The sequence below is a fragment of the Xylanimonas allomyrinae genome (assembly GCF_004135345.1).
GTDB classification, from domain to species: domain Bacteria; phylum Actinomycetota; class Actinomycetes; order Actinomycetales; family Cellulomonadaceae; genus Xylanimonas; species Xylanimonas allomyrinae.
Genome location: NZ_CP035495.1, coordinates 2136100 through 2154597, shown reverse-complemented (window position 1 = coordinate 2154597; position 18498 = coordinate 2136100). Strand labels below are relative to the sequence as shown.

Annotated in this window: 22 protein-coding genes; 4 read left to right on the top strand and 18 right to left on the bottom strand. The window is 74.3% G+C overall.

What is annotated here, in order from left to right; genetic code table 11:
• Positions 1-54 precede the first annotated feature (54 nt).
• The 10 genes from ET495_RS09795 to ET495_RS09750 form a co-directional block, all read right to left on the bottom strand.
• Positions 55-792: a response regulator gene (locus ET495_RS09795; protein ID WP_129204612.1), complete on the bottom strand. Its 738-nt coding sequence runs from the start codon at positions 790-792 to the stop codon at positions 55-57.
• Positions 789-1964, bottom strand: coding sequence for a sensor histidine kinase (locus tag ET495_RS09790; protein ID WP_129204611.1), 1176 nt, complete (start codon positions 1962-1964; stop codon positions 789-791). Before ET495_RS09790 ends, ET495_RS09795 begins: the two co-directional genes overlap by 4 nt.
• Positions 1961-2875, bottom strand: a complete 915-nt coding sequence (locus ET495_RS09785; protein ID WP_129204609.1) for a type II secretion system F family protein — start codon at positions 2873-2875, stop codon at positions 1961-1963. The genes ET495_RS09790 and ET495_RS09785 overlap by 4 nt, the downstream gene beginning before the upstream one ends.
• Positions 2872-3798 carry a type II secretion system F family protein gene (locus ET495_RS09780; protein WP_129204607.1) on the bottom strand — a complete coding sequence of 309 codons (927 nt, stop codon included), beginning with the start codon at positions 3796-3798 and terminating at the stop codon, positions 2872-2874. The genes ET495_RS09785 and ET495_RS09780 overlap by 4 nt, the downstream gene beginning before the upstream one ends.
• Positions 3795-5144: a TadA family conjugal transfer-associated ATPase gene (locus ET495_RS09775; RefSeq protein WP_129204606.1), complete on the bottom strand. Its 1350-nt coding sequence runs from the start codon at positions 5142-5144 to the stop codon at positions 3795-3797. The genes ET495_RS09780 and ET495_RS09775 overlap by 4 nt, the downstream gene beginning before the upstream one ends.
• Entirely contained in the window at positions 5141-5485 is a 345-nt protein-coding gene (locus ET495_RS09770) for a TadE/TadG family type IV pilus assembly protein (protein WP_162616428.1), read from the bottom strand. Before ET495_RS09770 ends, ET495_RS09775 begins: the two co-directional genes overlap by 4 nt.
• The gene (locus ET495_RS09765) at positions 5482-7122 is read right to left on the bottom strand and encodes a CpaE/TadZ family protein (RefSeq protein ID WP_129204602.1); all 1641 of its coding nucleotides are present in this window, start codon (positions 7120-7122) and stop codon (positions 5482-5484) included. Before ET495_RS09765 ends, ET495_RS09770 begins: the two co-directional genes overlap by 4 nt.
• Positions 7122-7850, bottom strand: a complete 729-nt coding sequence (gene cpaB / locus ET495_RS09760) for a Flp pilus assembly protein CpaB (RefSeq protein WP_129204601.1) — start codon at positions 7848-7850, stop codon at positions 7122-7124. Before cpaB ends, ET495_RS09765 begins: the two co-directional genes overlap by 1 nt.
• Positions 7847-8659 (bottom strand): hypothetical protein, encoded by an 813-nt coding sequence (locus ET495_RS09755; protein ID WP_129204599.1) that lies wholly within the window; start codon positions 8657-8659, stop codon positions 7847-7849. Before ET495_RS09755 ends, cpaB begins: the two co-directional genes overlap by 4 nt.
• Positions 8660-9092: 433 nt before the next feature.
• Positions 9093-9479 (bottom strand): DUF2510 domain-containing protein, encoded by a 387-nt coding sequence (locus tag ET495_RS09750; RefSeq protein WP_129204597.1) that lies wholly within the window; start codon positions 9477-9479, stop codon positions 9093-9095.
• Between the two features lie 237 nt (positions 9480-9716).
• Between ET495_RS09750 and ET495_RS09745 the strand changes: the two genes are divergently transcribed.
• The 4 genes from ET495_RS09745 to ET495_RS09735 all read left to right on the top strand — a co-directional run bounded on the left by ET495_RS09745 (position 9717) and on the right by ET495_RS09735 (position 11728).
• Positions 9717-10175, top strand: coding sequence for a hypothetical protein (locus ET495_RS09745; protein ID WP_129204595.1), 459 nt, complete (start codon positions 9717-9719; stop codon positions 10173-10175).
• A gap of 180 nt (positions 10176-10355) precedes the next feature.
• Entirely contained in the window at positions 10356-10478 is a 123-nt protein-coding gene (locus ET495_RS09740) for a ribosomal protein bL36 (protein ID WP_129204593.1), read from the top strand.
• A 63-nt stretch (positions 10479-10541) separates the two neighbouring features.
• On the top strand, positions 10542-10736 hold the full coding sequence (locus ET495_RS18700) for a hypothetical protein (protein WP_245993008.1): 195 nt from the start codon (positions 10542-10544) through the stop codon (positions 10734-10736).
• Positions 10733-11728, top strand: coding sequence for a YibE/F family protein (locus ET495_RS09735; protein WP_245993007.1), 996 nt, complete (start codon positions 10733-10735; stop codon positions 11726-11728). Before ET495_RS18700 ends, ET495_RS09735 begins: the two co-directional genes overlap by 4 nt.
• 16 nt (positions 11729-11744) lie before the next feature.
• On the opposite strand, the gene ET495_RS09730 is transcribed toward ET495_RS09735, so the two are convergent.
• From ET495_RS09730 to ET495_RS09695, 8 genes are all read right to left on the bottom strand, one after another.
• Entirely contained in the window at positions 11745-12524 is a 780-nt protein-coding gene (locus ET495_RS09730) for a YwiC-like family protein (protein ID WP_129204591.1), read from the bottom strand.
• A gap of 112 nt (positions 12525-12636) precedes the next feature.
• Positions 12637-12906: a type II toxin-antitoxin system antitoxin gene (locus tag ET495_RS09725; protein WP_129204589.1), complete on the bottom strand. Its 270-nt coding sequence runs from the start codon at positions 12904-12906 to the stop codon at positions 12637-12639.
• On the bottom strand, positions 12903-13835 hold the full coding sequence (locus ET495_RS09720; protein ID WP_129204587.1) for an SPFH domain-containing protein: 933 nt from the start codon (positions 13833-13835) through the stop codon (positions 12903-12905). Before ET495_RS09720 ends, ET495_RS09725 begins: the two co-directional genes overlap by 4 nt.
• A gap of 39 nt (positions 13836-13874) precedes the next feature.
• Positions 13875-14522, bottom strand: coding sequence for a LutC/YkgG family protein (locus ET495_RS09715; RefSeq protein WP_129204585.1), 648 nt, complete (start codon positions 14520-14522; stop codon positions 13875-13877).
• The gene (locus ET495_RS09710; RefSeq protein ID WP_129205972.1) at positions 14519-15943 is read right to left on the bottom strand and encodes a LutB/LldF family L-lactate oxidation iron-sulfur protein; all 1425 of its coding nucleotides are present in this window, start codon (positions 15941-15943) and stop codon (positions 14519-14521) included. The genes ET495_RS09715 and ET495_RS09710 overlap by 4 nt, the downstream gene beginning before the upstream one ends.
• A 17-nt stretch (positions 15944-15960) precedes the next feature.
• A complete protein-coding gene (locus tag ET495_RS09705) occupies positions 15961-16701 on the bottom strand; it encodes a (Fe-S)-binding protein (protein ID WP_129204583.1) in 741 nt (246 codons plus the stop codon).
• A gap of 15 nt (positions 16702-16716) precedes the next feature.
• Positions 16717-17472: an SDR family NAD(P)-dependent oxidoreductase gene (locus tag ET495_RS09700; RefSeq protein ID WP_129204581.1), complete on the bottom strand. Its 756-nt coding sequence runs from the start codon at positions 17470-17472 to the stop codon at positions 16717-16719.
• Positions 17469-18371 carry a fumarylacetoacetate hydrolase family protein gene (locus ET495_RS09695; protein WP_129204580.1) on the bottom strand — a complete coding sequence of 301 codons (903 nt, stop codon included), beginning with the start codon at positions 18369-18371 and terminating at the stop codon, positions 17469-17471. The genes ET495_RS09700 and ET495_RS09695 overlap by 4 nt, the downstream gene beginning before the upstream one ends.
• Positions 18372-18498 lie beyond the last annotated feature (127 nt).

The window sequence follows — 18498 nt, the reverse complement described above, 5'->3', positions numbered from 1 at the left end:
TTCAGGGTTTCGGCGCCGACGCGATGACCGGCTTCCTTCGTGACGTGGAGGAACTTAACGAGCCTGGTCGTGCCCGTCGCGGGTCCGTGGGCTCATGCCTGGGCTCATGCCTGGGCTCATGTCCGGGCCCACCTCCGGGCCCACTTCCGGGCCCAGCCAGGCCACGATCGCCTCCGCTCGCGTCTGGACGCGGAGCTTGGCAAAGATGTGGTTGACGTGGTTCTTCACCGTCTTCTCGGACACGAACAGCACGGTGGAGATGGTGCGGTTGTCCAGGCCGTCGGCGATGAGGTCCATCACCTCGACCTCGCGCACCGACAGCCCGAGGGCCTGCGCTCCCACGCGCGGGGCATGGGGCGGGGTCGGCGCCGGCAGGCCCCGGCGTACCAGCTCGGCGGCGGGGCCGGCGAGCAGCATCCCGCCTGCGGCGACCGTCCGCACGGCCTGCTCGAGCTCCTCGGCCGCGAAGTGGCCGTGGACGAGGTACCCGTGAGCGCCGCCCGTCAGCGCCGCATGGACGACGTCGGGGGACTCGGAGGACGTGAGCATGAGGACGCGCGTGCGGTCGCGGATGGCGGACAGCACCTGGACCCCGTCGCGGCCACCGGGCAGCCGGACGTCGAGCAGCGTCACGTCGGGGCTCAGCTCCGTGACGACCCGCACCGCCTCCTCGCCGTCCTGCGCCTCGCCGACGACCTCGACGCGGTCCGAGGTGCCCAGCAGCGCCCGCAGGCCCATGCGGATCACGGCGTTGTCGTCGACGATCACGACGCCGACGGTGCCCGTCGTCATGCGGCCTCCCTTGCGTGCCCGGGGTGGGAGACGACCACGGTGGTGCCGCCTGCGGGGGTCGAACGCACCTGGAGCGAGAGCCCGGCGAAGGCCGCTCGCTCGGCCATGCCTGTGAGGCCGAAGTGCCCGTGCGGGCTCCGGGCGCGCGGGCCGACGACGAAGCCGGCGCCGTCGTCGGTCACGACGGCTTCCAGGCCGCCGTCGGCGTGGCCCGTGAGACGGACGGTGACGAGCCGTGCGTTTGCGTGGCGGCGGGCGTTCTCCAGGGCCTCGGCCACGATCGCCAGGAGCTCGTAGCGCGCGGAGGTCGACAGGTCGACGGCGCCGTCGGTGCGGAAGTGGCAGGGCACGCCCGACTCCCGCTGCCAGGCGTCGCACTGGCTGCGCAGCACCTCGGCGAGCGGCCGGTCGGGCTGGTCCGCGCGCATGCGGGCCAGGAGCTGGCGGGCCTCGAGCGCCGCGCGGTTCGCGCCCTGGGCCAGCTCGGCGGCGAAGCCCTGAGCCCGGGCGGGGTCACGCTCCACGACGCGGGGCAGCGCCTGGGCGCCCAGCGCGATCCCGTGCAGCGTCTTGCCCAGCGAGTCGTGCATCTCGCGGGCGAGCCGGGCGCGCTCCTCGGCCGCGGCGGCGGCCAGCAGAGCCTCGCCCGCCTGGCGGGACGCCGCGACGTGCGCCCGGTGGGCGTGGCGCGCGGCTCCGCCGACGGCGACCGCGCCGACGTACAGAGCGGGGACCCCTGCGGTGAGCATGAACCCTGCGACCGCGGGCGGCTGGAGCGTCTCGACGAGCAGGTAGCCGGCCACCAGCACGACGGCGCACAGCGCGGCGAGCGCGGGCTGCAGCAGGAAGCCGACGACGATCGCCGTCGAGATCGTGACCAGGACGAACGGGGTCTCGGTGCCGAGGACGGCGATGACGGCGAGCGTGACCAGCACGTCGGCGACGAACGCGAACGGGTGCTCGGCGAGGAACGCCGCGACCCGCTCGGACATCAGCACCGCCAGGCCGCTCGCGGTGAGCGCGACGGCGCACGCGAGCACCGGCAGCGTCATCGTCTGGCCGACGAGCCCGACGAACGCGACGAGGATCGCCAGCAGGCGCACGAGCATGCTCACCCCGACGAACCGGCGGGTGTATTCGTCGGCGTCGCTCGCCACCACGTGCGTCGTCATCCCAGGCCGCCCAGCAGGGCGCCGAAGTCGACGTCCAGGCCCAGCACGAGGCCCACCAGCACCAGGATCAGGGCCGCGGGCAGCAGGATCATCGAGCTGACCAGCGTCACCCGGGGCGACATCTTGGCGGCCGCCTGCTTCTGCCGCTGCGCCGAGTCGCGCCGGATGTCCTCGGCGATCTGCCCGAGAGACTCGGCCAACGGCGCGCCGAGCTCCTGGGACTGGAGCAGAGCGCCCACGAACTGCGACACCGGCTCCGAGGAGGAGCGGCGCCGCATGTCGTCGAACGCCTCGCGCACCGAGGCGCCGTTGGCGATCTGGTGCAGCGTCAGGGTGACCTCCTCCGAGAGGGGTCCGTCGAAGCGGGCGGCCACGCGGGCGAGCGCCGCGCGGAACGTCACACCGGCCATGACGGTCACGGCGAGCACGTCGAGGAAGTCGGGCAGGTCGCGCTCCATGCGCTCGCGCCGCTTGCGCTGCTCGGCCGCCACCCGCACCAGGGGCAGCAGCACGGGGACGACGGCGCACAGCGGGATCATGAGGAAGTTCCCCTGGACGAGGAACAGGAACACGATCGGCAGCACGAGCACCGCCCAGAACGCGCACTGCTGCAGGAACAGGTCGACGGTCAGCCCGTCGGGGCGGCCGGCCTCGTCGATCCGCCGCTGCAGGCTCGCGATGCGAGCCGGGCCGAGCAAGCGGCGAAGCCGGGGCACCTGGGCGCGCGCGAGCCGCGAGATCAGGCCCTCACCCTCGGCCCGGCGCCGCTGCTCCTTGCGCAGCAGCGTGAGGTCGTCGACCTCCAGGATGTCCAGCGCGTCCGAGCGCGCCCAGCGCAGGCCGACGAGCAGCAGCACGGTCGCGGCCGCGGCCGCCGCGCCGCCGACGACCATGAGCAGCAGCGGCGTCACGGCTCGAGCCTCGTCATGCGGCGGATGAGCAGGAACCCGCCCGCGAACATGGAGCCGGAGACCAGGAGGGCGAGCTGGCCCACCCAGTGGGTCGTCATGGCCTGGACGGTGCCGGGCTGGATGGTGTTGAGGAGGAACAGCAGGCCGAACCCGAGCAGGATGACGAGGTAGCCGGTCGAGGTGGACTCGGCGAGCGTGGTGCGGATCTCGCGGCGCACCTCCTTGCGCTCCTCGAGCGTGTCGGCGATGTCCCGCAACGCCGTGACCAGGGAGCCGCCGCTGCGGGCACTGACCAGCAGGGTGGAGACGAGCACCGCGACCTCGCGCGAGGGCAGGCGCTCCTCGAGCTCCTTCATTGCGTCCTCCAGCCCGGCCCCGAACCGCAGACGCGACGAGACGCGGGCCAGCTCGGCCCCGGCCGGCGCGGCGAGCTCGGACGCGGCGACGCCGATCGCACCGGTGATCGACAGGCCCGCGCTCGTCGCGTTCGACAGGACCCGTGCGAGCTCGGGCATCTGCGCGACGAACTGCTCGCGACGCCGCTCACGCCCGCGATCGAGGTACCAACGAGTCCCGATGACGATGGCGACCAGGCCGACGGCGCCGAAGGCCGGCGCGAGCGTGACCGCGAGGACCCAGCCCAGTGCGAGGCCGCCCGCGACGGCGACGGCGACGACGACGAGCGGACGGCGGTGCTCCTCGCCGGCGAGCACGAGCTGCCGCTCGACCCAGTGCCCCGGCCGGGTGCGGCGGAAGGACCGGTCCCAGCGGGTGAGCCGGTGGGCGAACGTGGTGTCGTCCTCCGACTCCAGTGCGCGCACCAGGTCGCGGCGGCGCTGGGCGACGGTCGCGAGCTCGACGAGCCCGGCGACCAGGAAGGCGCACAGCAGCACCGACCCGGCGAGGACGAGCGCGAGGATCATGAGACCGCTCCCTGGCTGGCCAGCGGCGTCCCCAGCGGCTCCCCGGCGATGCGGAGGCGGTCGAGCAGGGGTGGGGGTAGTGGGTGGACGACGAAGCGTCCGCGTGTGCCGGACTCGCCGATGCCTTCGGGGTCCCAGTGCATGAGGTGGTCGACGCGGAAGTCCTCGCGGTGTCGTGAGGAGACCCAGTCGACGGCGACGACCCGGCGGGCGCCGTCCGAGCCGCGCAGGAGCTGGACGACGATGTCGACCGCGCCGTTGACCTGGTCGCGCAGGGCGGTGAAGGGGACCTCGACGTCACTCATCGACGCGAGCGTCTCCAGGCGGATCAGCGCGTCGACCGTGGTGTTGGCGTGCACGGTCGCGAGCGAGCCCTCGTGGCCGGTGTTCATGGCCTGGAGCATGTCGAGGGCCTCACCGCCACGGACCTCCCCGACGATGACCCGGTCGGGGCGCATGCGCAGCGCGTTGCGGACCAGGTCACGGATCGTGACCTGGCCGCGGCCCTCGACGTTGGCCGGGCGTGTCTCCAGGCGCACCACGTGCTCCTGGGAGAGTGAGAGCTCGGCGGCGTCCTCGATGGTGATGATGCGTTGACGCGGCTGGATGAACGCCGACAGTGCGTTGAGCAGCGTCGTCTTGCCTGACGAGGTGCCGCCCGAGACGATGATGTTGAGCCGCGCCCGCACGCACGCCGCCAGGAGCTCGGCCGTGGTCTGGTCGAGGCTGCGCCGGTTGAGCAGCTCGTCCAGGCCGTACGCCTTGGGGAACAGGCGGATCGTCACGGTCGGTCCGCCCAGGGCCAGCGGTGGGAGCACCACGTGCACGCGGGCGCCGCGTGGCATGCGGTCGTCGGCGGGCAGGCGGGCGTCGACCATCGGGCTGGACTCGTCCACACGCCGGTTGACGGTCGAGACGATGCGGTCGATCGTCTGGCGCAGCTGTTCCTCGGAGGCGAACGCCGTCGGGACGCGTTCGACCTGGCCGAAGCGTTCCACGTAGATCGTCTGGTGCCCGTTGATCATGATCTCCGAGACCGTCTCGTCCGCGAGCAGCGGTTCGAGCACGCCCAGTCCCACCGCCTCGTCGACCACACGGCGGATGAGCGCGTTGCGCTCACGCGTCGTGAGGATGACGCCCTCGGTCGAGACCAGGTGCGCCACGACCCGCTCCAGGCGCACACGCCGCTGGCCCGCGTCCAGACGCGCCAGCTCATGCAGATCGACCTCCTCGAGCAGCTTGCGCCGGAACAGCGCAACCAACCCCTCGTCGAGATCGCTGCGGTGGATGGCGGACGACGCCTGCGCCACCGGCCGGGCCGGCGCCCACTCCGAGAACCCCCTCATCGCGCCGTCCTCGGCATCGAGGCGTCACGCGTGATGGTCATGGCCGGGACCACGGGCAACCGGGGCACGTCCACCTGGAGCATGACCCGCTCGCCGACGACGTCCAGGGACCGGGCATCGAGCCCGCCCGGCAGCGAGCGCTCGACGGCGGCGGCGACCTGCGCGGGAGACCCGCCGAGGGACAGCGCGCGGGCGCCGTCGCGCACGGCCTGGTCGGCCGCGGTGACGGTCCACACGAACGCGCACACCTGGACCACGACGAGGATCACGAGGACGACCGCCGGGATCGCGCCGAGCACCTCGATCGTGCTGGCGCCGCGCTCGTCGTCTGGCTGCTTCACGGCTCGGTCACCACCTGCCGGCGCACCGTCACGTCCCAGGGCGTGCCCGCCGCGCCGGGGACGAACAGCGGCACGGGCGCGGTGACGGTGACCTCGACGGCCCCGGCCGCCGCGTCGTACGCGCCGACCGTGACGTCGACGTCGTCGCGCAGCCCGGCCGGGACCGCATCACGGGCCTGAGCCGTCACCTCGGCCGTGTTCAGGTGGTCGACGGCGGCGGCGTGCGCGGCGGCCGCGGCGCCGTGCCCGGCCCACACGTAGGTCAGGCTGGTCGCGGCGACCTGTGCGAGCAGCAGCAGGAGCACGACGAGGACCGGGAGCACGCCGAGGAGCTCGAGCGACACCGCGCCCGTCTCGCTCTCTCGCAGCGCCTTGCGCGACCGGCGGGGTGCGGCGGCGCCGGCCGACGTCGTCGGCGCGCTCTCGTCGGAGCGAGCCCACCGGCGGCCGGACCCGGTGGCGGCGGGAGCGGCGACCGCCCGCAGCAGGTGGAGCTCGTCGCCGACCGCGCGCAGCGCGTTCCACCACTCGTCCGAGTCCGCCAGGTGCGGCGCCCGGGAGTTCGTCGCCGTCTCGAGGCGGCGACCCACGTGCGGCACCGACGTCGTCATGACGGCGGCGGGCGCGAGCTGGGTGATCGCCTCGAGCTGGACCTCGTCCGACGTCGTGCGACGGTTGACCAGGACGTGGACCGACTCCGTCTTGCGCACGCCGAGCGACTCCCACCAGCCCAGGTTGCGGCGCAGCGCCCGCAGGCTCACCAGGTCCGGCGTGACGACCTGGACGACCTCGTCGGCGACCTCCACGACGGCCGCCTGGACGGGCGTGACGTGCGCGCCCGCGTCGACGATCACGACGTCGTAGAGCTGGCGCAGCAGGAACAGGACCTGGCGGACGGCCTGGGGCGTGATCCACTCCACGTCACGCACGTCGTCGGGCGGCAGGAGCAGGTGCAGGCCCGACTCGTGCTCGTAGACGGCGTCCTCCACGGTGCGCGGCGAGAGGTCGTCGGCGACCTTGGCGAGGTCGGCGAGCGAGGTGCGGGCGCTGGCGGCGAGGTAGCTGGTGACGTCGCCCTTCTCGAGGTCGGCGTCGACGACGACGATCTTCAGGTCGGGCGTGCGGCGGCGCAGGTCCCAGGCCAGGTGGGTGACGATCGACGAGGTGCCGACGCCGCCCTTCGACCCGGTCACCCCCAGGACGGTCGCACGCCCGCGCGCGCTCACCTCGCCGTCGCCCGCCGCGGTGAGCATGCCCTGGATCTGGCGCGACCACTCGAGGGCGTTGGTGACGCGTTGCTGGACGGCCTCGAACGAGAGCGGGTAGGTCAGCACGCCGCGCGCGCCCGCGTCCATCGCCGCGGCCAGCGCCTCGGCGTCGGGGTCGCCCGACACGACGACGGCCACGGTGCCCGGCCTGCGCAGACCGAGGTCGCGCACCACCTGGTGCGCGCGGGCCGGCCCGAGCTGGTCGTGGACGAGCACGACGTTCGGTTCGAGCGCGACGACGAGCTCGGCGAGCTCGCTGGTCGACTCGGCGATGCCGACGATCTCGACGTCGGCGAGCTCGGCCAGCTGCGCGCGCAGCTCGTAGGCGAGCGTCTGGTCCACGCAGCCGATGACGATCGAACCGGCCATCAGCCCCGGCCCCCTTCCGGAATCGCCTGGCCGCCGAGGTCCCCGGCGTCGAAGTCGCCGTTCTCGCCGGCGCGGTCCTCGCTCGATCCGACCGGCAGGCCCACGAGCCGCACCTCGGCCGCGAACGACGCGGCGTACGTGACGGCGAGCGCGTCGTTCGGCGAGAGCGCCAGGGTCACGGGGATGACGCTCGACTGGCCCGTGGGGCTGTCCTCGTCGACCGCGACCTGCGAGCCGCGCACCGAGACGACCCGCACGTCGCGCACGAGCACGCGCACCTGCTTGGGCAGGCCGGGCACGTCCGCGAACACGGCGTAGATGTCCACCCGGTCGCCGGGGGCGACGCGGTCGGCGATCCCGGTGACGGAGTCGACGTTGACCGCGATCTCGCGCTCGTCGGGCGCGAGGTCCGACGCCGGGACGAGCATGTCGTCGCTGAGCATCGTGCCCCCGGCCACGTTGAACGCGACGCGGCGGCCCACGAGGTCCTCGGGCCGGACGACGGCGTTGTCCGAGACCCAGCGGCGGGGGACCTCCTCGCCGGTCACCGAGCCCTCGGTGATCTCGGCGTACGCGGGCAGGTCGTCCGCGGCGCGGTAGACCGTGACCAGGTCACCGACCTTGCTGTTGACGCTGGCGACGAAGAGCGCGACCGCGACGAACACGACGAGCGCCATCACGCCCGCCAGGCTCACGAAGACGACGCCGCGTCGTTGGCGCGGGTTCACAGGGCACCTCCGGGGACGAGCGAGCCGAGCGACACGGGCCGCACACGGCAGAACGAGCAGTAGGCGGTGGCGACCGCCGCCCCGCACACGCGGCAGGTCTCGCGCACGTGCGGCACGAGGGTCAGCGGGTCGGCCGGCAGCGCGACGCCCTCGACGGCGGCACGGTGACCGAAACGCCGTGCCGCGGCGTCGGCGCCGAACGGCAGCGGAGCGAGGTTCGCGGCACCCGACGCGCCCAGCAGCGCTCGCGCGACGGCGTCGGACGTCGCAGCGGTGACGAACACGTGGGGGCGTGGCTCCCGGCCGGCGGGGGCGGGCACGGCGGAGGCCTTGACGATGGCGCGGCCGTCGTGACCCGCGAGGCCGACGACGAAGCCCGGGCCCGCGGGCAGGTATCCCCGTAGGTGCTCGGCGACGCTCGGCGCCGGGTCCTCCAGGTTGGCGACCGAGGGGACCCAGGCGCCGCTCCACGTGCGGGGCGCCGCCGCGTCGAGCCAGCCGACGACCTGGCCGGCGTCGCACTCCAGCCGCGCCGCGTTGAGGGCGAGGACGAGGACGGCGGCGGGACCGTGGGGCAGGACGCGCACCGCGACGCTGCGGCCGCGGTCGGTCATGGCGGCCCCCAGGCGCAGGGCGAGCGCCTCGTCGCGCCGCTCGGCGAGGACGACGACGTGCGGTGCGGCGTGCGACCGCAGGGTGGCGTCGATGTCGGCGCCGGTGCGCGGCAGCACGGCGGCCCCGGCGAGAACGTCGTCGTCGAGGCCTCGACCACGTTCGCCGACGACGCACACCAGTAGGCTGGCCGCCACTGATCCACCCCCTGGTCCATGGCTCTTCTCGCGGCACTCCTCGCGACACCGCTCGGCGCCCTAGCACGCCCGGAGGGCGGACAGGGCGCCGATGGCGCGAAAAGGTTTAACTCGTGGCGCGCGGTGCGGCGCCGCGGTGGAGTGTAGCCCCCGGTCGCGAGCGGGTGACGTCGGGGTCTGGCCCCCAAGATCGTCACGTCCCGGCGATGCGACCGCCACGTGCGGCGAAGGTGGTCAGCCGCCGGCTCGTCGCCCGGGCAGCACGCCAGGCGTGGCGCGCGCGCAGGTGACGCAGGGTGGAGCGGCCCGCGCGCCCCTGCGCGGGCCTGCCGGCCGGGTCGCCCCGGACCGGGCGCGGCGACCAGCCGCGGCACGAGCGCCGGGCCGCGGCGATGTCGGTGACGTCACATGCGGCGTCGGCGTCCGCCGGCGCTCAGACGAGCTTCTCGAAGACCAGCGTCGCCTGGATCCGGTCGCCGCCGCCGAGGCCCTTGCTGCCCGACGACGCGGTGGTGATCGTGTGCAACCGGTACCCGAGCGCGGCCTGGCTGTTGATCGCCTGCTCCAGCTCCGTGAGGTTGCCCGAGCCGGTTCCCCACATCTTCTCTTTGAGGATGACCTGGAGGACGACGTAGCTCATCCCGGCGCCCGCCTGCCGCGGGCGGGCGCCCGAGGTGGCCTCCGCCTGGATCCGGTCGATGACCCCGCCGAGACCCTCGGCGGGTAGCGCCTGCTGCGTCTGGTCGGTCCACTGCTGCCCGTCCCACCAGCGCTGGGTGCCGGTCCCGTCGTCGTACCAGCCGGGCTTCGCATCGGTCATCGTGCCGCTCCTCGTCGTCGGGGCGCCGCCGTGAAAGAGGGCGGGCAGTCGGCTCTGAGCCTCCCACGGGCGACCGTGTCCCGCGCGCGCCGTCGTCCGGCACCGATCGGTGGCGGCCCGGTCGCGGCGCCAGGTCGCAGGCACCACCGGGACGATGTGTACAGCCGGCTGGACGGGGTTCGTAGGTTGCGGACTCCGGGCACTACGACTCGTCGTCGTCCCGATACGGTGCGGCTCATGACCACGCCACCAGACCAGCCCCCGAGCAACCCGTCCGCGTCGTCGTCGCCGGTACCGCCTGAACCGTACGGTGTGCCCACGTCCGATCCGGTGCCCTACGCGGATCCGACGGCTGCCCTCGTCCACCAGCAGCCCGCTCCCTCGTACCAGCAGCCGTCGCCGTACCAGCAGCCCGCGTACACCGGTGGCGGCCTCGCCTACACCGGTAGCGGCCTCTACCTCGCGGCCGCCATCATCAACTGGGCGATGCTGGGCATCACGATCGTCTTCACGTTGGGGTTCGGTGTGATCGCCGCCGCCTGGTTCGTCCCGATGACGATCAGTCTCCACAAGGCGGCGAAAGACCCGTACAAGCACACGGCGCTCGGCGTGTGCACGCTGATCTTCTGCGGCCTGATCTCCGGCATCCTCGTCCTGGTCGAGGACGGCAACCGTCCGCCGCGGCCGGTGCAGTAGGCCGGCGACGGCCTTGCCGCGGATCCCGGGGAGGGCCTGCGGCGGCTCTCGGGAATCGCAGGGGGCCGTCCTTCGTTGACACGGACCTCGGGCGTGGCCGGCCGCGCCGCATGCGAGCGTCCTCGCCCCGAGGACGGGACACGAAGATGGACACCCGCACGACGCCAAGGGAGGCCCGCGATGAAGGTCCGTCGTTCGCTGCGCGCACTCAAGAAGGTGCCCGGCTCGAAGGTCGTGCGACGCCGCGGCAAGCTCTACGTCATCAACAAGCAGAACCCGCGGATCAAGGCCCGCCAGGGCTGACACCCGCCGCCAGCCCCGCGCGCCTCGGCGGCGCGGCCGGGCCGCGATGCCAGCCTGGGCCGCATGGCTGAGGCACGACACCCGCACGCCCACGGGCCGGCAACCCCCGTTCCGTCCCGCACCCGTCTCGTGCTCGCCCTGATCCTCCTGCCGGCGATGCTCGCGACCGTGTGGGGCATGGTCGCGCTCTGGCCCGACCGGGACGCCGTCCCGAGCGTGCGCCCGTCACGGCCGAGGGCACGTGGTTCGAGACCGTGACCGTCACCGGCCCGCGCGACGAGGTGACCGGGTCGTTCCCGATCCGCGCCGCGGACGGCAGCGAGTCGACCCTGCAGTCGCCCGACCGGTGGATCCTCATCGAGCCGGGGGACCGGGTGACGGCCCTGTTCGTCGCCCAGGCCGGCCAGAGCGACCCGTACGTGTTCATCGACTTCGAGCGCAAGGCGCCGCTCGGGCTGCTGGTCGCCGCGTTCGTCGCGGTCGTGCTCGCCGTCGCGCGATGGCGCGGCCTGGCCGCGCTCGCGGGCCTGGCAATCGCGTTCGCCGTCGTGGTGGGGTTCACGATCCCCGCGCTGCTCGCCGCGCAGAACGCCCTCCTCGTGGCGCTCGTGACGTCGTCGGCCGTCATGTTCGTCGTCATGTTCCTCGCGCACGGGTTCTCGGCACGCACGACGACGGCGCTGCTGGGCACGCTCGTCGGGCTCGGGCTCACCTCGGGCATCGGGGTGTGGGCGGTCGGTGCCGCCCGGCTGACCGGCGCGACCAGCGAGGAGGCCATGTGGCTGCCGCAGATCGCGCCCGGCGTGACGCTGCCGCAGATCGCGCTGTGCGGGCTCGTGCTGGCCGGCATGGGCGTGCTCAACGACGTGACCATCACGCAGGCGTCGGCCGTGTGGGAGCTGCGCGAGGCCGCGCCGCACACCCCGCGGCGGGTGCTGTTCGCCCGCGCGATGCGCATCGGCCGCGACCACATCGCCTCGACCGTCTACACCATGGCCTTCGCGTACGTGGGCGCGGCGCTCGCGGTGCTGATGAACCTGTGGCTCATGGACCAGCCGGTGCTCAACGCGGTCGGGTCGGGGCAGATCGCCGACGAGGTGGTGCGGACGCTCGTCGCCTCGATCGGCCTCGTGCTCGCCATCCCGATCACGACGGCGATCGCCGCGCTCGTCGTGCCGGGGCACGGGGCGGGGGAGGCGGGCGGCGTGCCGGCGCCGCGGGAGGCCGATCTCACCGGCGCACCCGCGTAGGGCCGCTGCTGCGCCGTCAGTGCAGCGCCACGGCCACCGCGAGCACCGCCGCGGACGCGGCGACCTCGCCGAGGCCCAGCGCGAGCGGGGTCACGGCGCGGCCGAGCACCGCCCACGCGCGCACCGTCAGCACCGCGAGCAGCGCCGTCGCCCACCACCACGTCAGGTCGTGCAGCACGGCCGACACGCCCGCCACCGCGCAGACCACGGCGTGGTAGGCGACCGAGGCGACGGCGTAGGAGCGCACGCCGCGCTCGCGGATCATCGACTTGACGTACAGCACGGTGCCGAACAGGTACGCCAGCACGAACCCCGCCGCGCCGGCCACGGGCACGAGCGACGCGTCCCAGCCGGCCGGTGCGGCGGGCGGGAGGCAGGCCGCGGCGGCGACGAGCGTCATGAGCGAGGCTGCCGCGACCAGCGCTCCGCCGGCCAGCACCGTCCGCTCCGAACGGTGCGCCGACGCCCACAGGCCCACCGCGAGCAGGGGCACGAACCAGGGCGCCCACCACAGCAGGCGCGCGTCGAGCGCGACGGTCGTCAGGCCCGTCGCCGCGGCCGCCACGGCGTACACCTGCGCGGGCCGCGCGTAGCGTGCCTTGCGCCGCGACTTGAGCCACAGCCCGACGGCGTCGTAGGCGAAGTAGCCGACGAACCACGTCACCAGCAGCGCGACCAGCGCGGGGCGCGGGCCGTGGGCGGCGATGCCGCGCCAGGCGCCGACGGCGAACGGCAGCGCGAGCATGGCCCACGCGCCGTGCTGGTGTGGCACCCACCCGGGTCGTCGTCGTGCCATGGCACCCGAGCGTAGGGGCGGGCGTCGCGTCCCGTGCGTCGCGTGTCGGTGGCCGGTCGTCGCGCGACGCCGTCGTGTGCGGGTCCGGGGGCGGCGCGGTCAGCGGGCGCGGTCAGCGGGTGGCGCGGTCAGCGGGCGGCGGGTCGTCCGCCGGAGGACGCCCGCGCCGCCGCGCGGGCCGCAGCCCGGCAGGCGTGCGGCCCGCGCGCGCGAGCGCGTCGCGCAGCACCCAGTCGATCTGGGCGTTGAGGCTGCGCAGGTCGTCGGCGGCCCAGCGCGCGAGCGCGCCGTGGACGGCGGGGTCGAGCCGCAGCAGGACGGCCTTGCGCTCGCGGGCGGATGCCTGCGGGGGCTCGTCGCGCGGTTCGTCCGGGGCGGTCACTGGTAGAGCGACCCCGTGTTGATGACAGGGCTGACGCGACTGTCGCCGCACAGCACGACGAGCAGGTTGGACACCATGGTGGCCCGGCGTTCGTCGTCGAGGGTGACGACGGAGTCGCGTTCGAGGCGTGCGAGGGCGTCCTCGACCATGGAGACGGCGCCCTCGACGATGCGGTGCCGGGCGGCGATGATCGCCCCGGCCTGCTGGCGCTGCAGCATGGCTTGGGCGATCTCGGGGGCGTAGGCGAGGTTGGAGATGCGGGCCTCGATGACCTCGACGCCGGCGAGGCCGATGCGGGCGGCGACCTCGGCCGCGATCTCTCCCGAGACGACGTCGGTGGCCCCGCGCAGCGAGCTCTCGCCGGCCTCGGGCTCGTCGTAGGGGTGGGCCATGGCCATGTGCCGCAGCGCGGACTCCGACTGGACGCGCACGAAGTCCTGGTAGTCCTCGACGCCGAAGACCGCCTTGGCGGTGTCGGCGACCTGCCAGACGACGATGGCCGCGATGTTGATCGGGTTGCCGTCGGCGTCGTTGACCTTCAGCTCGCTGGTCTCGAAGTTGCGCACGCGGACGGACACGCGCCGGCGCAGCGACAGCGGCACGGTGTACAGCAGGCCGGTGTGCCGGATCGTCCCGACGTACCTGCCGAAGAACTGCACGACGCGGGTGCTGCCCGGGCTGATGACGGTGATCCCGGAGCACAGCACGAGGGCGGCCAGGAAGACGACGGCGCCGAGCGAGCCGAGCGCCGCGCTGCCGTCGGCGTCGGCGCGGACCCACAGGACGACGGCCAGCACGAGGCCGCCGAGGGCCAGGAGGAGGGCCGCGGCGGCCGGGCCGGTGCCGAGCGTCCAGGCGGGGCGCTCGTCGACGTCGACGCGCACGCCCTGGTGGCCTACGGGGTGGGCGGCAACGCTGATGTCGGACATCGGTCTCCCTCTTCGTCATCCTGTGATACCAAACTGATATCACTTTATCAGGACGACGCGCAGGGTGCGCGGCCCGTGCACTCCCTCGACACGCTCCAGCTCGATGTCGCTCGTCGCGGACGGCCCGCTGATCCACGTCAGCGGGCGCCCCGCGCGCACGGGCGCCGCCAGGCGGGCGACGGCCTCGGGGACGTCCGGCACCAGATCGGCCTCGCGCACCACGCACACGTGCAGGTCGGGCACCAGGCTCAGCGCGCGCCGCCCCTGGCCCGGCCCGTGGTCGAGCACGATCGTGCCCGTCACTGCGATGCCCAGCGTCGCGCCCGTGACGACCGCGTCGACGCGGTCGAGCGCGGCGGCGTCGGCGTCGTCGTCGACGTCGGCAGCGACGTCCCCCAGCCATGCGGGCGGCAGGCCCGGCGGCACGACGACGCGCCGCGCCGCCCCGAGCGCGTCCCGCACGGCCGCCGCGACGTCGGCGGGAGCCACGCGGACGACGGTCGCGCGGTAGTCCTCGACCCGCGCGGTGAACAGCGCGGCGACGTCGGCCGCGCCCGCGACCGCGTCGTCTCCCGTGTCGTCTCCCGTGTCGTCTCCCGCGCCGTCACTCCGGTCGGGCGCCGGCAGTCGGTCCGCGGTGCGCAGTGCCGCCCGCACCCGGCCCAGGACGTCGTCGCGCGCGCTCATCGCTCGCCCCTCTCGCGCTTCCACCACGACCGGAACGTCTCGGGAGCCGGCACGGGCGCGTCGCGCGCGTCGCTCCAGGCGGCCAGTGGTCCGGGCAGCCTGCCGATCCGCTCGCGCCCGCGCAGCGCACGCCCGGCGAGCGCGCTCACTCGCTGGGCGCCCTCCAGGCGCGCGGGCGACGCGAGGGTCCAGGCCGTAGCCTTCATCGCCAGCGCCTCAGGGGTCGGCAGGCCGCCACGCTTCTCGTCTACCACGCGGGTGCGCAGCCGCACCAGTAGGTCGGGGATCTCGATCCGCACCGGGCAGGCGTCGAAGCAGGCGCCGCACAGCGACGACGCCGAGGGCAGCGCCCTGTCCACCGCCGACGTCGTGCCGCGGATCAGGGGGTTGAGCACGGCGCCGATCGGCCCGGGGTACACCGAGCCGTAGGCGTGCCCGCCCACCCGTTCGTACACGGGGCAGACGTTGAGGCACGCCGAGCAGCGGATGCACCGCAGCGCCTGGCGCCCGAGGTCGTCGGCGAGCGCGTCGGTGCGGCCGTTGTCGAGCAGCACGACGTGGACGGCCTGCGGGCCGTCGCCGGGCGTGACCCCCGTCCACATCGAGGTGTACGGGTTCATGCGTTCCCCGGTCGAGCTGCGCGGCAGGAGCTGGAGGAACACGTCGAGGTCGGCGAACGTGGGCACCACCTTCTCGATGCCGACGACGGCGATGAGCGTCTCGGGCAGCGTGAGGCACATGCGCCCGTTGCCCTCGGACTCCACGACGACGAGCGTGCCGGTCTGCGCCACGGCGAAGTTCGCCCCGCACACCGCGACCTTCGCCCGCAGGAACTTCTCGCGCAGGTGGCCCCGCGCGGCCTCGGCGAGCCGGGCGGGCTCGGACGTCAGGTCGGCGGGTGCGCCCACCCCGACCTGGCCCATCTCGCGCAGGAAGATCTCGCGGATCTCGGCCCGGTTGCGGTGGATCGCCGGGACGAGGATGTGGCTGGGCTGGTCGTGGCCGAGCTGCACGATGAGCTCGGCCAGGTCCGTCTCCCACGCCCGGATCCCGGCCTGCTCGAGCGCCTGGTTGAGCTCGATCTCCTGCGTCGCCATCGACTTGACCTTGACGACCTCGTCGGTGCCCGTGGCGCGGACCAGGCCCGTCACGATCCGGTTGGCCTCCTCGGCGTCGCGCGCCCAGTGCACGCTCGCCCCGGCTCGCGTCAGCGACTCCTCGAGCTGGGTGAGGTAGGTGTCGAGGTGGGTGAGCGTGTGGTCCTTGATCGCCGCGCCGTTGCTGCGCAGCCGCTCCCACTGGTCGACCTCGGCGACGGCGCGGGCCCGCTTCGCGCGGATGGTGTGCGTGGCGTGGTGCAGGTTGCGGCGTAGCTGGGCGTCGTCGAGGGCCCGCCGCGCGGCCGTGGGGAACGCCGGCATCCCGACGAAGGTGCCCGTCACGCGGCCACCTCCTCGGTGGCGGCCAGCACCTCGGCCAGGTGCATGACGCGTACCCCGGCGCGCTGGCGGCCGAGCAGCCCGCCGATGTGGGCCAGGCAGGAGTTGTCGCCCGCGACCAGCACCTCCGCGCCGGTCTCGCGCACGTGCCGGGCCTTGTCGGCGCCCATCGCGACCGACACCGCGGCGTTCTTGACGGCGAACGTCCCGCCGAACCCGCAGCACTCCTCGGCCGCCGGCAGCTCGACGAGGTCGATGCCCCGCACGGCCCGCAGCAGCCGCAGCGGCCGGTCGCCCACGCCCAGCATGCGCAGCGAGTGGCACGTCGGGTGGTAGGTGACGCGGTGCGGGAACGCCGCCCCGACGTCGGTCACGCCGAGCACGTCGACCAGGAACTCGCTGAGCTCGAAGACGGTGCGGGCCCGCGCCGTCGCGCGCTCGGCGAGCGCGTGCTGACCGCACCGGCGTGCCACGGTCGCGTGCTGGTGGCGCACCGAGCCGACGCACGAGCCCGACGGCGCCACGACGGCGTCGTACCCCTCGAACACGTCCGCGAACCGCTCGACCAGGGGCAGCGCCTCGCGGCCGTACCCGGTGTTGGTGAGCATCTGGCCGCAGCACGTCTGACCGAGCGGGAACTCGACGGTGCAGCCGAGGCGCTCGAGCACGGTCACCACGGCCTGGGGCGTCTGCGGCCACACCGTGTCGTTGTAGCAGGTGGCGAACAGGGCGACGCGCATGCCGGACCCTCCCGTTCAGGTTCGCGGCCGCAGCCGCAGGTCGTTCATCCCGCCGTCGACGGCCAGGGCGGTTCCGGTGGTCGAGCCCGCGGCGGGGCTCGCGAGGTAGGCGACGGCGTCGGCGACCTCCTGCGGGTCGACGAGGCGCCCGTGCGGCTGGCGTGCCTCGAGCGCGGCGCGCTCGGCGGCCGGGTCGTCGGCGTGCGCGAGCAGCCGCCCGATCCACGGGGTGTCCGCGGTGCCGGGGTTGACGCAGTTGACGCGGACGCCCTCGGGCAGGTGGTCGGCGGCCATCGCGCGGGTCAGCGCGAGCACCGCGCCCTTGCTGGCGCTGTACAGCGCACGCTGCGGCAGGCCCGCGGTCGCGGCGATCGACCCCGTGTTGACGATGGCGGCCGACGGCGAGCGCCGCAGGTGGGGGAGCGCGGCGCGGCTGACGCGCACGGCGCCGAGCACGTTGACGTCGAGCACGCGCCGCCATTCGTCGTCGGGGTTGTCGGCCACGGTGCCCTGCGCGCCGACGCCGGCGTTGTTGACGAGGATGTCGAGCCGGCCCAGCTCGCGCACGACCGTCGCGACGGCGTCGCGCACCGAGGCGTCGTCGGAGACGTCGGCGCGCACGGCGAGCGTGCCGGCGGGGGCGCCGGCGGGGTCTCGGTCGAGCACGGCGACGCGCGCGCCGCGACGCTGGAGCGTGGTGGCGACGGCGGCGCCGATGCCGCTCGCGCCGCCCGTGACGACGGCGACCAGGCCGTCGAGGTCGGCGCTCATCGTGCCCGCCCCGCGGTGGCTGCCGCGCCGACCGTGCGCCCGCCCTCGGGCGGCGACCAGGCGCGGACCTCCTGGCGTTGGCGGCCGAGGCCGTCGATCTCCAGCTCGACGACGTCGCCGGGGGCGAGGTAGGGGAACCGCCCGCTGAGCGCGACGCCCTCCGGGGTGCCGGTCAGGACGAGGTCGCCGGGTTCGAGCGCCAGGTACTGCGACAGGTGGTGCACGAGGTGCTCGACGCCGAAGATCATGTCGGCCGTCGTCGAGTCCTGGCGGGGCTCGCCGTTGACCCAGCTGCGCAGGCGCAGCGCGCGGTGGTCGAGCTCGTCGGGGGTGACGAGCCACGGGCCGGTCGGGTTGAAACCGGGCGCGCACTTGCCCTTGCTCCACTGCCCGCCCGAGTCCTGGAGCTGGAAGGTGCGCTCCGACAGGTCGTTGGCGAGCACGAACCCGGCGACGTGCGCGAGCGCCTGGCCGGGGGAGTCGAGGTAGCTCGCATGCCGGCCGATGACGACGCCGAGCTCGACCTCCCAGTCGGTCGCGACGCTGCCGCGCGGGATGACGACGTCGTCGTCGGGGCCGACGACGGTCGAGGGCGTCTTGAGGAACATGACCGGTGCGTCCGGGGGCGCGACCCCGGACTCGGCGGCGTGCGCCGCGTAGTTGAGGCCCACACAGATGACGGCGCCGGGCCGGGCGATCGGGGCGCCCGTGCGCAGCCCGGTGGTGTCGAGGCGCGGGAGCAGGCCGGCGGCGAGGGCTGCGGCGGCGCGCCGCGGCCCGTCGTCCGACAGGAAGGCGCCGTCGATGTCGGGGGTGATGCCGGACAGGTCGTAGGTGGTCCCGTCGTGGACGAGCGCGGGACGTTCGGCGCCGCGCGGGCCGAGTCGGGCGAATCGCATGCTGCTCCGTTCACGCCGCGAGGCCGCTGCGCCTCAGGACGAACGAGTGGGTCTGATGTCTCGGCCAGCCTAGGCGAGCAAGAACGGAGATGTCATCTCGTTGACGGCGCAGACATCCGATGTTTAT

Bases quoted from the DNA above. Each gene is read 5' to 3' on its own strand.
- ET495_RS09795 (WP_129204612.1), bottom strand. From the start codon at position 792: ATGACGACGGGCACCGTCGGCGTCGTGATCGTCGACGACAACGCCGTG.
- ET495_RS09790 (WP_129204611.1), bottom strand. From the start codon at position 1,964: ATGACGACGCACGTGGTGGCGAGCGACGCCGACGAATACACCCGCCGG.
- ET495_RS09780 (WP_129204607.1), bottom strand. From the start codon at position 3,798: ATGATCCTCGCGCTCGTCCTCGCCGGGTCGGTGCTGCTGTGCGCCTTC.
- ET495_RS09775 (WP_129204606.1), bottom strand. From the start codon at position 5,144: ATGAGGGGGTTCTCGGAGTGGGCGCCGGCCCGGCCGGTGGCGCAGGCG.
- ET495_RS09765 (WP_129204602.1), bottom strand. From the start codon at position 7,122: ATGGCCGGTTCGATCGTCATCGGCTGCGTGGACCAGACGCTCGCCTAC.
- ET495_RS09750 (WP_129204597.1), bottom strand. From the start codon at position 9,479: ATGACCGATGCGAAGCCCGGCTGGTACGACGACGGGACCGGCACCCAG.
- ET495_RS09745 (WP_129204595.1), top strand. From the start codon at position 9,717: ATGACCACGCCACCAGACCAGCCCCCGAGCAACCCGTCCGCGTCGTCG.
- ET495_RS09740 (WP_129204593.1), top strand. From the start codon at position 10,356: ATGAAGGTCCGTCGTTCGCTGCGCGCACTCAAGAAGGTGCCCGGCTCG.
- ET495_RS18700 (WP_245993008.1), top strand. From the start codon at position 10,542: ATGGCTGAGGCACGACACCCGCACGCCCACGGGCCGGCAACCCCCGTT.
- ET495_RS09730 (WP_129204591.1), bottom strand. From the start codon at position 12,524: ATGGCACGACGACGACCCGGGTGGGTGCCACACCAGCACGGCGCGTGG.
- ET495_RS09720 (WP_129204587.1), bottom strand. From the start codon at position 13,835: ATGTCCGACATCAGCGTTGCCGCCCACCCCGTAGGCCACCAGGGCGTG.
- ET495_RS09715 (WP_129204585.1), bottom strand. From the start codon at position 14,522: ATGAGCGCGCGCGACGACGTCCTGGGCCGGGTGCGGGCGGCACTGCGC.
- ET495_RS09710 (WP_129205972.1), bottom strand. From the start codon at position 15,943: ATGCCGGCGTTCCCCACGGCCGCGCGGCGGGCCCTCGACGACGCCCAG.
- ET495_RS09705 (WP_129204583.1), bottom strand. From the start codon at position 16,701: ATGCGCGTCGCCCTGTTCGCCACCTGCTACAACGACACGGTGTGGCCG.
- ET495_RS09700 (WP_129204581.1), bottom strand. From the start codon at position 17,472: ATGAGCGCCGACCTCGACGGCCTGGTCGCCGTCGTCACGGGCGGCGCG.
- ET495_RS09695 (WP_129204580.1), bottom strand. From the start codon at position 18,371: ATGCGATTCGCCCGACTCGGCCCGCGCGGCGCCGAACGTCCCGCGCTC.